General features: G+C 69.5%; 11 protein-coding genes. 6 read left to right on the top strand and 5 right to left on the bottom strand.

What is annotated here, in order from left to right; genetic code table 11:
* Positions 1-88: 88 nt before the first annotated feature.
* Positions 89-1,126, bottom strand: coding sequence for a type IV pilus twitching motility protein PilT (locus AC3WQA_RS13575; RefSeq protein WP_492675576.1), 1,038 nt, complete (start codon positions 1,124-1,126; stop codon positions 89-91).
* 257 nt (positions 1,127-1,383) lie between these two features.
* On the opposite strand from AC3WQA_RS13575, the gene proC reads away from it, so the two are divergent.
* On the top strand, positions 1,384-2,211 hold the full coding sequence (gene proC / locus AC3WQA_RS13570; protein WP_492675575.1) for a pyrroline-5-carboxylate reductase: 828 nt from the start codon (positions 1,384-1,386) through the stop codon (positions 2,209-2,211).
* Entirely contained in the window at positions 2,208-2,783 is a 576-nt protein-coding gene (locus tag AC3WQA_RS13565) for a YggT family protein (protein ID WP_492675574.1), read from the top strand. Before proC ends, AC3WQA_RS13565 begins: the two co-directional genes overlap by 4 nt.
* Before the next feature lie 156 nt (positions 2,784-2,939).
* Here AC3WQA_RS13565 and ltaE read toward each other — a convergent pair whose 3' ends face one another.
* From ltaE to lptF, 3 genes are read right to left on the bottom strand one after another with little or no spacing between them, the layout of a single operon-like run.
* The gene (gene ltaE, locus AC3WQA_RS13560) at positions 2,940-3,956 is read right to left on the bottom strand and encodes a low-specificity L-threonine aldolase (protein WP_492675573.1); all 1,017 of its coding nucleotides are present in this window, start codon (positions 3,954-3,956) and stop codon (positions 2,940-2,942) included.
* 10 nt (positions 3,957-3,966) lie between these two features.
* Positions 3,967-5,061, bottom strand: a complete 1,095-nt coding sequence (lptG, locus tag AC3WQA_RS13555) for an LPS export ABC transporter permease LptG (RefSeq protein ID WP_492675572.1) — start codon at positions 5,059-5,061, stop codon at positions 3,967-3,969.
* Positions 5,058-6,170 carry an LPS export ABC transporter permease LptF gene (gene lptF, locus AC3WQA_RS13550; protein WP_492675571.1) on the bottom strand — a complete coding sequence of 371 codons (1,113 nt, stop codon included), beginning with the start codon at positions 6,168-6,170 and terminating at the stop codon, positions 5,058-5,060. The genes lptG and lptF overlap by 4 nt, the downstream gene beginning before the upstream one ends.
* 98 nt (positions 6,171-6,268) lie before the next feature.
* Here lptF and AC3WQA_RS13545 point away from each other — a divergent pair, with 98 nt between their 5' ends.
* Both AC3WQA_RS13545 and AC3WQA_RS13540 read left to right on the top strand, forming a co-directional pair.
* On the top strand, positions 6,269-7,756 hold the full coding sequence (locus tag AC3WQA_RS13545; RefSeq protein ID WP_492675570.1) for a leucyl aminopeptidase: 1,488 nt from the start codon (positions 6,269-6,271) through the stop codon (positions 7,754-7,756).
* A gap of 31 nt (positions 7,757-7,787) precedes the next feature.
* Positions 7,788-8,210, top strand: coding sequence for a DNA polymerase III subunit chi (locus tag AC3WQA_RS13540; RefSeq protein WP_492675569.1), 423 nt, complete (start codon positions 7,788-7,790; stop codon positions 8,208-8,210).
* A 118-nt stretch (positions 8,211-8,328) separates the two neighbouring features.
* Here the strand turns inward: AC3WQA_RS13540 and AC3WQA_RS13535 are convergent, their stop codons facing one another.
* The gene (locus tag AC3WQA_RS13535) at positions 8,329-11,898 is read right to left on the bottom strand and encodes a hybrid sensor histidine kinase/response regulator (RefSeq protein WP_492675568.1); all 3,570 of its coding nucleotides are present in this window, start codon (positions 11,896-11,898) and stop codon (positions 8,329-8,331) included.
* 247 nt (positions 11,899-12,145) lie between these two features.
* Between AC3WQA_RS13535 and AC3WQA_RS13530 the strand changes: the two genes are divergently transcribed.
* Both AC3WQA_RS13530 and AC3WQA_RS13525 read left to right on the top strand, forming a co-directional pair.
* On the top strand, positions 12,146-12,727 hold the full coding sequence (locus tag AC3WQA_RS13530; protein ID WP_492675567.1) for a cytochrome b: 582 nt from the start codon (positions 12,146-12,148) through the stop codon (positions 12,725-12,727).
* Positions 12,724-13,278, top strand: coding sequence for a YceI family protein (locus AC3WQA_RS13525; RefSeq protein WP_492675566.1), 555 nt, complete (start codon positions 12,724-12,726; stop codon positions 13,276-13,278). The genes AC3WQA_RS13530 and AC3WQA_RS13525 overlap by 4 nt, the downstream gene beginning before the upstream one ends.
* Positions 13,279-13,319: the final 41 nt, after the last annotated feature.

Genomic DNA, 13,319 nt, shown 5'->3' with positions numbered 1-13,319 from the left:
GGATGCGCGGCAGGAAACCGCGTGGCGTCGGGCAGGCATGAAACAGGCTTTCCCATGCCCCGCTCCCGCTTCCCGATGCCCTCGTCCGTCAGCGGAAGAGATCCTTGTTCTTGGCGTAGCTGCCCGCTTCCTGGCGCGACACCAGGCCACGCTTGACCAGATCCTGCAGGCACTGGTCGAGCGTCTGCATGCCGAACTGCTGACCGGTCTGAATCGACGAGTACATCTGCGCCACCTTGTCCTCGCGGATCAGGTTGCGGATCGCCGGCACGCACACCATGATCTCGTGCGCCGCGATGCGGCCGCCGCCGGTCTTCTTCAGCAGCGACTGCGAGATCACCGCGCGCAGCGACTCGGACAGCATCGAGCGCACCATCGGCTTCTCGCCAGCGGGGAACACGTCGATGATGCGGTCGATGGTCTTGGCCGCCGAGCTGGTGTGCACGGTGGCGAACACCAGGTGGCCGGTTTCCGCGGCGGTCAGCGCCAGGCGGATGGTCTCCAGATCGCGCAACTCGCCGACCAGGATGAAGTCCGGGTCTTCGCGCAGCGCCGAGCGCAGCGCCTCGTTGAAGCCGTGCGTGTCGCGATGCACCTCGCGCTGGTTCACCAGGCACTTCTGCGAGGTGTGCACGAACTCGATCGGATCCTCGACGGTGAGCATGTGACCGTATTCGGTCTTGTTGATATGGTCGACCATCGCCGCCAGCGTGGTGGACTTGCCCGAGCCGGTGGGCCCGGTCACCAGGATCAAGCCCTGCGGCTGCTCGATCAGCTCGCGGAACACCTTGGGGCAGCCCAGATCATCCAGCGACAGCACCTCGGAGGGAATCGTGCGGAACACCGCGCCGGCGCCGCGGTTCTGCGTGAACGCATTGACGCGGAAGCGCGCCAGGCCCGGGATCTCGAAGGAGAAGTCCGTCTCCATGAACTCCTCGTAGTCGCGCCGCTGCTTGTCCGACATGATGTCGTACACCAGCGAGTGCACCTGCTTGTGCTCCAGCGCGGGAATGTTGATGCGGCGGACGTCGCCATCCACGCGGATCATCGGCGGCAGACCGGCGGACAGGTGCAAGTCCGAAGCTTTGTTCTTCACCGAGAAGGCAAGCAGTTCGGCGATATCCATGGTGGTTCCCCTCAACCGGTCGTCGGGATGCAGTGTGGCGATGGCCGCCCAGGCAACGATGGTCGCCGCGTCCGCGACACGATCCGCGAACGCCGACCATCCGCCTCCCTTTGCAGCGAGCCGATACTACTCGCGGCACAGGGCGAACGGCCAGCCTCCGGCGCGATTTTCGCGCACGCCATCACCCACGCGACGCGCAGTACGCGGCCGGCTCGGGTAAGGTAGGCGCCCGTTCCCACCCGCGAGGTTTTCCACCCATGACATGCATTGCCTTCGTCGGCGGCGGCAACATGGCGCGCAGCCTGATCGGCGGGCTGCTGAAGACCGGCCTGGCGCCTGCCGACCTCCGCGTGACCGAGCCGCAGGCCGAGGCGCGCGACCGTCTGGCGCGCGACTTTGGCGTGGCCGCCTGGGCCGAATGCCAGGCCGCCGTGAGCGAAGCCGATGCCGTGGTGCTGGCAGTGAAGCCGCAAGTGATGCCGGCCGTCTGCGCCACCGTGCGCAGCGCACTGCAAGGCCGCCATCCGCTGATCCTCTCCATCGCCGCCGGCGTGCGGCTGGATCAGCTGGAACGCTGGCTGGGCGCCCTGCCCCTGGTGCGCTGCATGCCCAACACGCCGGCGCTGATCGGCGAGGGCGCCAGCGGCATGGTGGCCAACAGTCGCGTCACCCCGGCCCAGCGCGCACTGGCGCAGCAGATCATGGATGCCGCCGGACTCACCCGCTGGATTGCCGACGAGGCGCTGATGGACACCGTCACCGCGCTCTCCGGCTCCGGCCCGGCCTACTTTTTCGCCCTGGTCGAGGCGTTGGAGGCAGCCGCCGTGGCGCAGGGGTTGCCGCGCGACACCGCCCGCGCACTGGCCGCGCAGACCTGCCTCGGCGCCGGGCGCATGCTGATCGAGAGCGGCGAAGATCCCGCCGAGCTGCGCCGCCGCGTCACCTCGCCGAACGGCACCACCCAGGCCGCGCTGGAAAGCTTTGCCGCCGACGGCCTGACCGACATCACCGCCCGCGCCGTGGCCGCCGCCACCCGCCGCGGTGCCGAACTCGCCGCCGCACTGGATCGGGAGCCGCGCCCGTGAGCTACTTCCTCAACGCCTTCGCGCTGCTGATCGAACTGGCCTTCGACGCCATCACCACGCTGTTCCTGCTGCGCGTGGCCGCCGAAGCCTGCCGCGCCGAGTTCCACAACCCGCTCAGCCAGTTCATCTACCGCTCCACCAACCCGGTGCTGGCGCCGCTGCGTCGCGTGCTGCCCAACTGGCGGCGACTCAACCTCTCCGCCCTGCTCATTGCCTGGCTGGCCATGCTGGCCAAGCGCCTGGCGCTGTTCGCGCTGGCCGGTTTCGCGCCGCAGTTCGCCGGTCTCGTCGCGCTCTCGCTGGCCGAACTGCTCGACTATGCGCTGCTGTTCTACCTGGTACTGGTCTTCGCCTGGTCGCTGATGAGCATGTTCGCGCCCGACCCCTACCAGCCCATGCAGCGCCTGCTCGGCAGCCTGATCGATCCGCTCGTGCGCCCGCTGCGCGGCCGGCTCAGCGTGGGCATGCTCGACTTCTCGCCCACCGTGGTGATCGTGGCGCTGCTGCTGGCGCGCATGCTGGTGGCGGCACCGCTGCTGGACTGGGGCATGCGCCTGGCGGTGACGGGCTGAGGGGCCGTGATTTTTTCAGCCTCGACGCCCGGCCACGGAGGGCCGGTCGCGGGTCGATCACGCAAGCAATTGATCCGCAAAGGCGCGTACGAACCTGCGCCGGACGCGCCGATGAGGATTTCCGCAGAAAGCGGAAATCCTCATCGGCTCTGAGGCTCACGCCGCGAAGAACTGGCGAAACGCCTGCGCCACGCGCTCGATGCCGACGTCGTCCACGTCGAGGTGGGTCACCAGCCGCAGCGTCGGCAGATAGCCGATGCTGATGCGGATACCGGCCGCGCGCAGGTGCTCGTCCAGCGCGCGCAGGCGCGCGGCCGGCACGTCGACGAAGACCATGTTGGTGTGCTGGCCAAGCAGGTTCACGCCCGGGATCTCGCGCAGGCAACCGGCAAGGTGGGCGGCGCGGCGGTGGTCGTCGGCCAGCCGCGCCACGTGGTGGTCGAGCGCATGCAGGCCCGCCGCGGCGAGCAGGCCGGCCTGGCGCCAGCCGCCGCCGGTCACCTTGCGCCAGCGCCGCGCCTTGCCGATCAGCGCCGCCGAGCCCAGCAGCACCGAACCCACCGGCGCGCCCAGTCCCTTGGACAGGCATACGGAGACGCTGTCGAAATGCTGCGCGATGGCGCGCGCGGGTACGCCGCACGCCACCGCCGCGTTGAAGATGCGCGCGCCATCGAGGTGCAGCGCCAGGCCGTGCCCGCGCGCGAAGTCGTGCGCGGCGGCGAGGTAATCCAGCGGCAGCACACGGCCGTGCCAGGTATTTTCCAGCGCCAGCAGGCGCGTGCGCGCGAAGTGCGGATCGACCGGCTTGATCGCCGCCGCCACGCGATCCAGCGGCAGGCTGCCATCCTCGTCCTGCACGATGGGCTGCGGCTGGATCGAGCCCAGCACCGCCGCGCCGCCGCCCTCGAACTTGTAGGTATGCGCGTCCATGCCCACCAGGTATTCGTCGCCGCGCTCGCAGTGGCTCATCAGCGCCAGCAGGTTGGACTGCGTGCCGCTGGCGACGAACAGCGCATCCTCGAAACCGAGATCCCCGGCCAGGCGCCGCTGCAGCGCGTTGACGGTGGGGTCTTCGCCGTAGACATCGTCGCCGACGGCGGCGGCCAGCATCGCCTCGCGCATTGCCGACGTGGGCACCGTGACGGTATCGCTGCGCAGATCGATCAGGTTCATGGCACAAGCCTCAGGCATGTTTGCGGAAATGCAGCCACGCCAGCACCGCCAGCAGCAGCGCCGGCAGCAGGTTGGCCAACAGCGGCGCGAGCCCGTAGACCGTGCCAAAATTCACCATCGCCTTCTGCAGGAAATACCAGCCGATCGCCAGCAGCATGCCGATGAAGATGCGCTTGCCCAGGCCGCCCGAACGCATCGCGCCAAAGGCAAAGGGCATCGCGCACAGCACCAGCAGCAGCACGTTCAGCGCGTACAGCGCGCGGCCCCAGAATGCCACCGCGTAAACCCCGGGGCTTTCGCCGTTGCGTTCGAGGTAAAGCATGTTGCGATGCAGGTCGCGCATGGAGAGGTACTGCGGCTGGATCACCGACTGCGCCAGCACCTGCGGGTTGAGGCTGGACTGCCATGCCTCGCTGGGCACCGTGCTACTGTGCACGCCCGTCGCATCCAGCGTGGTGCTGCGCACGCCGTGCAGCACCCAGGTCTGGCCGTCGTGGTCGGCGCTTTGCGCCCAGTCAAGGCGGCGGAGCTGGCCGTCGGGGGCGAGCGTGAACACGCGCACGTCGGCGAGCTGCACCGCATCGTGCTCGCCCACCCGGCGCATCACCCGGCCGCGTGCGTTGATGATGCGGTCGCCGTCCTTCGCCCACAGCCCGCTGCCCGTGGTGCCGAGGTTGCCGGACTTCAGCCGCAACTGCATGGCCTGTCCGAGCTGGTCGCCCCACGGCGCTGCCGTTTCGCCCAACACCACCACGCCCAGGGTCAGCGCGGCGATCACCCCGGTGGCCGAAGCGGCGATGCGCAGACGCGACATGCCGGCGGCGCGCAGCGCGGTGAGCTCGCCGCTGGCAGCCAGACCGCCCAGACCCAACAGGCCGCCGATCAGCGCGGCGTTGCCGAACATCTCATAGGCGCGGCGCGGCGTGGTCACCAGCACATAAACCGTCGCGTTGACCAGGGTGTAGCCGTGCTTGCCCACGTTGCCGAGCTGGCGCAGGAACTGCGTGACCGCGTCGAAGCCGGTGAGCACCAGCCACACCGCGACGATCGAGCCCAGTACGCTGAGCGCGACCAGCTTATCCACGCGCTTGACGGAAAGCCTCACGCGGGTAGCGCCTTGTCGTCGCGCGGCTGGCGCGCCGCATGCTGCTTCCACCACAGCCAGCCGGCGAAGGCCAACATCAGCGCGTGCAGCACCCACAGCGCGGTCTGGTGGTGCCAGTGGCCCTTGCCGATCTGCGCGCGGCCCAGCGCCAGCAGCAGGTAGTACAGGTAGAAGCTCAGCATCGCCAGCATCAGGCGGCCGTAGCGCGGCTCGCGCGGGCTCTGCCGCGACATCGGCAGGGCCAGCATCAGCATGACCAGGGTCAGCGCCGGCGCGTTGGTGCGCCAGGCCAGCTCGGCGCGCGCATCGGGCGAGCCGCTGTGCCACAGCGCGGCGGTGGTCATGCTCTCGGCCGGGTCGCCGCCGTCGTCGCTGGTCACGCTGGACAGCGCGGTATCGTTGCGCCGGTACTGCATGCGCCGCCAATTGTCCGCGCCCAGCGGAATGTCGTACTGCCAGCCGTCGCGGAAGGAAATGAAACGGTTGTCGCCGCTGCTTTCCTGGTACAGCCCACCGCTGGCGGCAGTGACCACCTTGAGGTGCGCCTTGCCGTCCTTGCCCTCGCGCTGGGTGGCGACGAAGGCGCGCCCGAGCTGGGTGCCGTCCTTGCTCAGCGCATCGACGAAGATGATGCCGCCCTTGCCCGGCAGTTCGGTAAAGCGGCCGGCGTCCAGCCCGGCGGCGATCACCGAGCGATTGGCCGCCGTCACCAGGGCGTCGCTGGTGCGCGCGGCCCATGGCCCCAGCCACAACGACACCAGCGCGGTGAGCGCCACCAGCACCGCCGCCAACGCCAGCACCGGCCGCAACAAGCCGTGCGGCCCCATGCCGGAGGACATCAGCACGTGCATCTCGCTCTCCCGGTACATGCGCCCCAGCGCCATCAGCACGCCGATCAGGCTGGCCAGCGGCAACATGTTGGTGAGCTGGCCCAGCGTGCGCAGGCCCAGCACCTGGAACATCACGCTGGCGGGGAAGCTGCCCTTGGCCACCTGCTGCAGCACGGCGGCAAAGGCGGTGCCGGCCACAATCAGCATCAGCACCACGACGGTGGCGGCCACGGTCTGCGCCAGCTCGCGCAGGAAATAGCGGTCGAGAATGCTCGGCATCGTATCGGCTAGAATGATCGGCTGGTATCCACGCCGAACGCTCGGCGAACCGTCAGTCTAACGGGTTCGCCCCGCCTCGCGCCCCTGCAGGAACACTCATGACCCTCCAGTTCAGCTTGACCGCCAGCCACCCCGAAACCGCCGACACCGCCTGCCTCGTGGTGGCCGTGTACGAACACGGCGTGCTGAGCAGCGCCGCCGCTCGCGCGGACGGCGCGATGGCCGGTGCGATCAAGCGCTTGGTGGAAAGCGGCGACGTCAGTGGCAAGATCGGCAGCAGCCTCGTGTTGCACGCCCCTGCCGGCCTCAAGGCACGGCGTCTGCTGGTGATCGGCCTGGGCGCGCAGCAGGGCTTCGACGCGGCGCGCTTCCGGAAGGCGGCCATCGAGTCCGCCCGCGCATTGGACAAGCTGCCGGTGGCCGAGGCCGTCTCGTACCTGTGCGAAGTGGACGTGCCCGGTCGCGACGCCGCCTGGCGCATGCGCACCGCCGCGCTGGCCGCCGACCACGCCGCCTACCGCTACACCGCCACCATCAAACCGCGCGAGCAGGGCGCACAGCCGGAACTCGCCGCGCTCGCCTTCGCCGCCGGCGTGGATGCGGAGGTCGGTCTGGCGCAGGCGCGCGGCATCGCCGCCGGCGTGCGTTTCGCGCGCGAACTGGCCAACCTGCCGCCGAACATCTGCACGCCGGCCTACATCGCCAGCCGCGCGCAGGCCTTCGCCGAAGGTCGCGAGAAGATCGACTGCCGCGTGCTCGACCACGTGGAGATGGAGCAGTTGGGCTTCGGTTCGCTGCTCGCGGTCGGCCGCGGCTCGGCCAACAAACCGAAATTGATCGCGCTGGAATACCACGGCGGCGCCGCGGGAACGGCGCCCTACGCCTTCGTCGGCAAGGGCATCACCTTCGACACCGGCGGCATCAGCCTCAAGCCCGGCCCCGGCATGGAGGAGATGAAGTACGACATGGGCGGCGCCGCCGGCGTGCTCGGCGCCTTCGTGGCCGCGGTGGAAATGGGCCTGCCGCAGAACCTGGTGTGCGTGGTGCCCTCGGCCGAGAACATGCCCGACGGCGACAGCTACCGCCCCGGCGACGTGCTCACCAGTCTGTCCGGCCTCACCATCGAGGTGCTCAACACCGACGCCGAAGGCCGCCTGATCCTGTGCGACGCACTCACCTGGACCGCGCGGACCTTCCAGCCCAAGGCCATCGTGGACGCCGCCACGCTCACCGGCGCCTGCGTGATCGCGCTGGGCAAGCACGCCAGCGGTCTGTTCAGCAAGCACGACGACCTCGCCGACGAACTGCTCGCCGCGGGCGAACACACGCTGGATCGCGCCTGGCGCATGCCGCTGTGGGACGACTACCAGAGCCAGCTCGACTCCGGCTTCGCCGACGTCGCCAATATCGGCGGCAAGAGCGCCGGCGCGATCACCGCCGCCTGCTTCCTGTCGCGCTTCGCCGAAGGCCAGCGCTGGGCGCATCTGGACATCGCCGGTACCGCCTGGGACGAAGGCCGCAAGGGCATGGCCACTGGCCGCCCGGTGGCGCTGCTGGCGCAGTGGCTGATCGACCGCGCCAGCTGATCGGCACGGCCCGCATCGAGAGTCCGTCGCCATGCCACGCGCCGACTTCTACCTGATCGCCAAGCCGCGCTTCCGCGAGCAGCCCCTGCTGCTCGCCTGCGAGTTGGCGAAGCGCGCGTTCGCGGCGCAGCAACCCATGCTGATCCTCGCCCGCGACCACGCGCAGGCCGAGGCGCTGGACGAGCTGCTGTGGGCGTTCGACGAAGACGCCTTCATCCCGCACCAGCTCGCTGGCGACGACGACGATGCGGGCGCCGCCGTGCTGATCGTGCCACCCGGCGTGGACACGCCCGACCGACCGCTGCTGCTCAACCTGCGCGAGCACTGCGCGCAAGGCAGCTTCCAGCGCGTGCTCGAAGTGGTGCCCGCCGACGAGGCCGAGCGCACGGGCTCGCGTGAGCGGTGGGGCGAATACAAACGGCGCGGCCTCGAGCTGGCCAAGCACGACATGTGAGGAAGGCCGCGACGCCAAGGATCATTCCCACGTCAAGCCGGTGCCTGAAAGCCCATGGTCATTGCCGTTTCCCCTTTGGCGCAGGCATGCCAGCGCATGGCGGCGGAATACGGCAAGGCTACGCCAGCGCCACGCCGTCCAGCACGCTGCGCAGTGTCGCCGCCAGTTGCTCGCCGCTGAGCGGCTTGCGCAGGAAACCGTCCATGCCTGACGCATACGCCTCGGCCTCGCCCGCCTCACCCGAGCGTGCGGTCACCGCGACGATGGGCAGGCGCGTACCCGCCCAGCGCTGGCGTATCAGTCGCGCGATCTGGAAACCGTCCACGCCGGGCAGGTCGAGGTCGAGCAGCACGGCGTCGTAGCGCTCGCTCTCCAGCTCGGCCAGCGCCAGCAGGCCATTGCCGACGTGGCAGACCGCATGCCCCTGTTGTTGCAGCAAGCCGGTGATGACCGTCGCCACGATGGCATCGTCCTCCACCAGCAGCAGGCGCAGCGGGCGATCCTCGGCGAACGCCGCCACGGGCGCGGGTGCGGCCGGTGCCGCCTCGACCAGTGGCAGGCGCACCTGGAAATGGCTGCCCGCACCCAACTGCGATTGCAGTTCGATCCGGCCGCCCATCATCTCCACCAACTCGCGGCAGATCGCCAGACCCAGCCCGCTGCCCACCCGGCGCTGCGGGCTGTCTTCCTGCTCGAAGCGCTGGAACAGGCGCGACTGGCTACCTGCGGGAATGCCCGGGCCGGTGTCGATGACGTCGAACAGCAGCCAGGCATCCTCGCGTTTCGCGCCCAGCGTCACGCCGCCGTGCCCGGTGAATTTCAGCGCGTTGCCGACCAGGTTGAGCAGCACCTGCTTGATGCGCACGGCGTCGCCGAGCACCTGCGCCGGCAAGTCGTCGGCAAGCACCAGCTCGAAGCGCAAGCCCTTGCTCCACGCCACGCCTTGCTGCAGTTGCGCCACGTCCTCCAGCAACTGGCGCGGATCGTAGGGCGCTGGCTCCAGCGCCAGCTTGCCGGCATCGATGCGCACCAGGTCGAGCGCATCGTTGAGCAGCTTCAGCAGCATGCCGCCGGAACGTTGCATGGCGCGGGTGTAGCCCTGCTGGCGCGTATCCAGCGGGGTGTGCAGCAGGAGCTCGGCCATGCCCATCACGCCGGTCATCGGCGTGCGGATTTCGTGGCTCAACGTGGCGAGGAATTGCGTCTTCGCCGCGCTCGCCTGCTCGGCAAGCTGGCGGTGCTGCTCGCTCAGCTCGATGCGATGGCGCTGCGCCAGGCGCTTGCGCCACGCCCACAGCACCAGCCCCAGCGCCGCGAGCAGCCACAGGACGTACAACAGCCAGGCCCACCAGCGCAGCCATGGCGGCGCCTGCACATGGATGCGCAACGGCTGCGGCAACCGCACCCACGCTCCATCGGCACCCGCCGCCATCAGATCCAGCGTGTAGTCGCCACTGCCCAGACCTGAAAGATCGCGCTCGCCGGCGCTGCCCACATCCACCCAGTTGCTGTCAAAACCATGCAGGAAAAAGCGGTAACGGTTGGCTGTCGGGTCGAGGTAGGAATACAGCCGCGCCTGGATACCGAGCTGGCGATCGCGCCAGCCCACCCGCACGCGACCTCCCGACGCCGACAGGCTCTGCCGCACGCCGCGCCGCTGCACGCTGATGCCGGTGACCGCCAGCGGCGGCGCGCTCTTGCGCGCATGGATGCGGTTGGGATCGAAGGCCACCACGCCACCCAGGCTGGGCGCATAGATGTAGCCGCTGGGCATGGCTGCGTAGCCGCGCGAGAATTCGCTGTTGGCCAAACCGTCCTGCAACCCGAACGAACGGAACGATCCGTCCGCCGGGTCGTAGCGCCACAAGCCGTCGTGGCCAAATACCCACACCCGCCCGCGGCGATCCACGTTGAGGTCGACCACGCTGACCGAAGGCCAGCCCTGCGCCACGCCCACCATACGGTCGCGCACCACGCCGCCCGCCTCGATGCGGTAATGCGCCAAACCGTCGGCATTGCCCATCCACACGCCGCGCGCGGTGAAGGCGAAGGCATCCACGCTTTTGCCCGTGGGCCCACCCGGCACCATCACGAAGCGCCGGTGGCCACTGTCCAGCCACAGCATGCCGCCGTCGCTGGCGTACCAGAACACGCCATCGCGCAAGGTCATCTGGCTGCCCCAGCGCACCTTGTCGTTGGCCATCTGCGTCGGCACGGGGTGCACCGCCAGCGTGTCCGGGTCGATGCGGAAGATGCCTTCACCGAAGCTGCGCGCATACATCTGGCCATCCGGCCCCGGCTCCACTTCCAGCGGTATCTGCATGCCGCTGGAACCCGGATTCACGGCCGTGCAGCGATGGTGCGTGGTATCGCATACGTCGATGCCGCCCTGCACGATCACCCACAGGCGGTCGCGGCTGTCCTCGGTCATGCCGGCCACGTCGCCGCCGAGGCCGGAAAAACTGTGCTCCACCTGCCCGGTGACCGGATCGAGCCGATCCACCCGGCCGGCGCGCTCGCCCACCCACACGTGCCGGCCGTCGCGGCCGCGCGCCATGGTGGCGACGATGGAATCGCGCAGGCTGGCCGGGTCGTCGGGCACATGGGTGAAGCGGCTGAAGCCGCCCCAGCCGGGTGCGAGGTAGGCCACGCCACCATCGAACAAGGCCAGCCACAGGCCACCGGCGCGATCCACCCACATCTGCCACACCCAAGTGCCTGGCAGGTTGCCGGCCAGCGCGGGTTGGTTGGTGATCGCCAGCGGCGCCGCATCGGCGCGCGACTGCATGAACAGGCCACGCTGGGTGCCGATCCACAGGCGCCCCTCGCGATCACGCACGCTGTCCATCACGTTGGTGGCGGGGATAGCCGCGCCGCCAAAGCGACGCGCCACGTCGTCCGGCCCGACCATCAGCAGATCGTGGGTGGTGGCGAGGCGCACCTCGTCGCCGTCGCCCGCGATGTTCCAGGCCGACAGCGACAGGCCGGGCTCGGCGGCCCGCACCGGGTGCATGACGCCCTGCGCATCGCGGCGGAACACGCTGCTCGCGCGACCTATCCACAACTGGCCGCGCGCATCGGCATAGAGCGCCGCCACCTCGCCGCAGGTGGCGGGCTTGCCCGTCGGCGTGGGGCAGTCCACATGCGCAAAACCACGCCCACCGGGCAACAGGCGATCCAGTCCGTGGCCGGTGCCCACCCAGATCGTGCCATCCTTCGTTTGCGCCACCGCCCAAGCACGGTCGCTGGACAAGCTGGCCGGATCGTCGGGGTCGTGGCCCCAGTGGATGAACTTGCCGCTGGCGGCGTCATAGCGGTTCAAGCCGGCATTCAGGCCCACCGCCCACAGCCGGTTCTGCGCGTCCACCATGAGCGCCGCGATGCCGTTGTCGTGCAGCGAGCCGGGATCGTTCGCCACGTGGCGGAACACCTCGAAGCGCACGCCATCGAAACGCGCTATACCGCCCTTGGTGCCGAACCACAGCGCGCCGTCATGATCCTGCACCACCGCATAGACATTGGAACTGGGCAGGCCATCGTCCACCCCGTAGCGGCGAAACTGCGGCGTGGCCAAGGGCGCGGCATCCGTCGCGAGCGGCGGCGCGGCAGCGGCACCCAGCACCGGGGCCGGCCCGCTGGCCAGCACCAGGCCGAGCCAAGCGGCGATCATCCACGGCCGGAATGCCATGCTATCCCCATGCATGAGAGCGTCAGGAACGCACGCGGCGGTCGCCGCCCCGGCGTGTCGGTCGATCATGCCAAAACTGGTCGGCCACCGCGAGTGCGGCCCGTCGCCACACCCGGTGGCTGCAGGCACGCCACGCACGCACGCCACGCATCGTGCGCCGGCACGAACGCTGCGTTCGGCCGCCCTCGCTGGCATACGCCCTGGCGATCCTCCAGACTTCGCAGCCACGACGACGCAGGAGTCCGACATGCTGCTGAGCAACGAACGCCGCTGGGGCACGGTCGCCAAGGCCCTCCACTGGCTGGTGGCGCTGGCCATTCTCGGCAACGGCGTGTTCGGCCTGTGCATGGATCTGGCCGCCAACCCGATGCAGAAGATCAACTGGCTGGCGCTGCACAAGTCGATCGGCCTCACCGTGCTGGCGCTGATGCTGCTGCGCCTGGCCTGGCGCGGCATCGACGGCCGCCCGCGCGAGGAGCCGGCGCCGCGCTGGCAACAGCTGGCCGCGCGCGCCATGCACGGCCTGCTGTACCTGCTGGCGCTGGCGCTGCCGCTTTCCGGCTGGTGGTTCAACTCGGTCACCGGCAAGCCGCTGCAGTGGTTCAAGCTGTTCAACCTGCCCGGCATCGCGGCGAAGGACGACGCGCTGCGCCACCTTGCCCATGCCGTGCATGAGTACCTGTTCTGGGCCATCGTGCTGCTGCTGGTGGCGCATGTAGGCGCCGCGCTCAAGCACCATGTCTTCGACGGCGACGACGTGCTGCGCCGCATGCTGCCGTTTGGCCGTCTGCGCAACACCACCGACAACACCAAGGGAGCACGCTCATGACCACCCGCCACCTCGGCGCCACCTTGCTGTTGGCGCTGGCCCTGCCCGCCACCGCGCTGGCCGCCGACTACACCGTGCGCCCCGGCAGCACGCTGGGCTTTTCCGGCAGCTTCCAGGGCGCGAGCTTCGACGGCACGTTCAAACAGTGGCAGGCAGCGGTCAGCTACGACCCGGCGCAGCTCGCCAAGTCGAAGTTCGACGTCACGGTGACCCTCGCCAGCGTGGCGGTGAGCGACCGCGACCAGCAAGCCGCCCTGCCCGGCAAAGCCTTCTTCGACGTGGCGCAATTCCCCAGCGCGCACTTCGTCACGACCGCCTTCCGCAACGTGGCCGGCAAGGTCATCGCCGACGGCACGCTCACCCTGCGCGGCGTGAGCAAGCCGGTGAGCCTCGCAGTGGACTTCAAGCCGCAGGGGAAGAACGCCACGCTCGACGTCGCCACCACGCTCAAGCGGCTGGATTTCAACGTGGGCAGCGGCGACTACGCCGACACCTCGGTGATTGGCGCCGACGTGAAGGTGCACGCGCACCTGGTGCTGGCGACAAAGTAAGCCCGCCCATCCTGACTCGCCGCCGAAGCGGCGCAGGCGTG

Source organism: Rhodanobacter sp. FW106-PBR-R2A-2-24 (genome assembly GCF_058789615.1).
The sequence above is the reverse complement of the archived record's forward strand: the minus strand, read 5'-3'. Positions and strand labels throughout refer to the sequence as shown.

Excerpts from the sequence above, each read along its gene's own strand:
- AC3WQA_RS13540 (WP_492675569.1), top strand. The coding sequence starts at position 7,788 with ATGCCACGCGCCGACTTCTACCTGATCGCCAAGCCGCGCTTCCGCGAG.
- ltaE (WP_492675573.1), bottom strand. The coding sequence starts at position 3,956 with ATGAACCTGATCGATCTGCGCAGCGATACCGTCACGGTGCCCACGTCG.
- lptF (WP_492675571.1), bottom strand. The coding sequence starts at position 6,170 with ATGCCGAGCATTCTCGACCGCTATTTCCTGCGCGAGCTGGCGCAGACC.
- AC3WQA_RS13535 (WP_492675568.1), bottom strand. The coding sequence starts at position 11,898 with ATGGCATTCCGGCCGTGGATGATCGCCGCTTGGCTCGGCCTGGTGCTG.
- AC3WQA_RS13545 (WP_492675570.1), top strand. The coding sequence starts at position 6,269 with ATGACCCTCCAGTTCAGCTTGACCGCCAGCCACCCCGAAACCGCCGAC.
- AC3WQA_RS13525 (WP_492675566.1), top strand. The coding sequence starts at position 12,724 with ATGACCACCCGCCACCTCGGCGCCACCTTGCTGTTGGCGCTGGCCCTG.
- AC3WQA_RS13530 (WP_492675567.1), top strand. The coding sequence starts at position 12,146 with ATGCTGCTGAGCAACGAACGCCGCTGGGGCACGGTCGCCAAGGCCCTC.
- proC (WP_492675575.1), top strand. The coding sequence starts at position 1,384 with ATGACATGCATTGCCTTCGTCGGCGGCGGCAACATGGCGCGCAGCCTG.
- AC3WQA_RS13575 (WP_492675576.1), bottom strand. The coding sequence starts at position 1,126 with ATGGATATCGCCGAACTGCTTGCCTTCTCGGTGAAGAACAAAGCTTCG.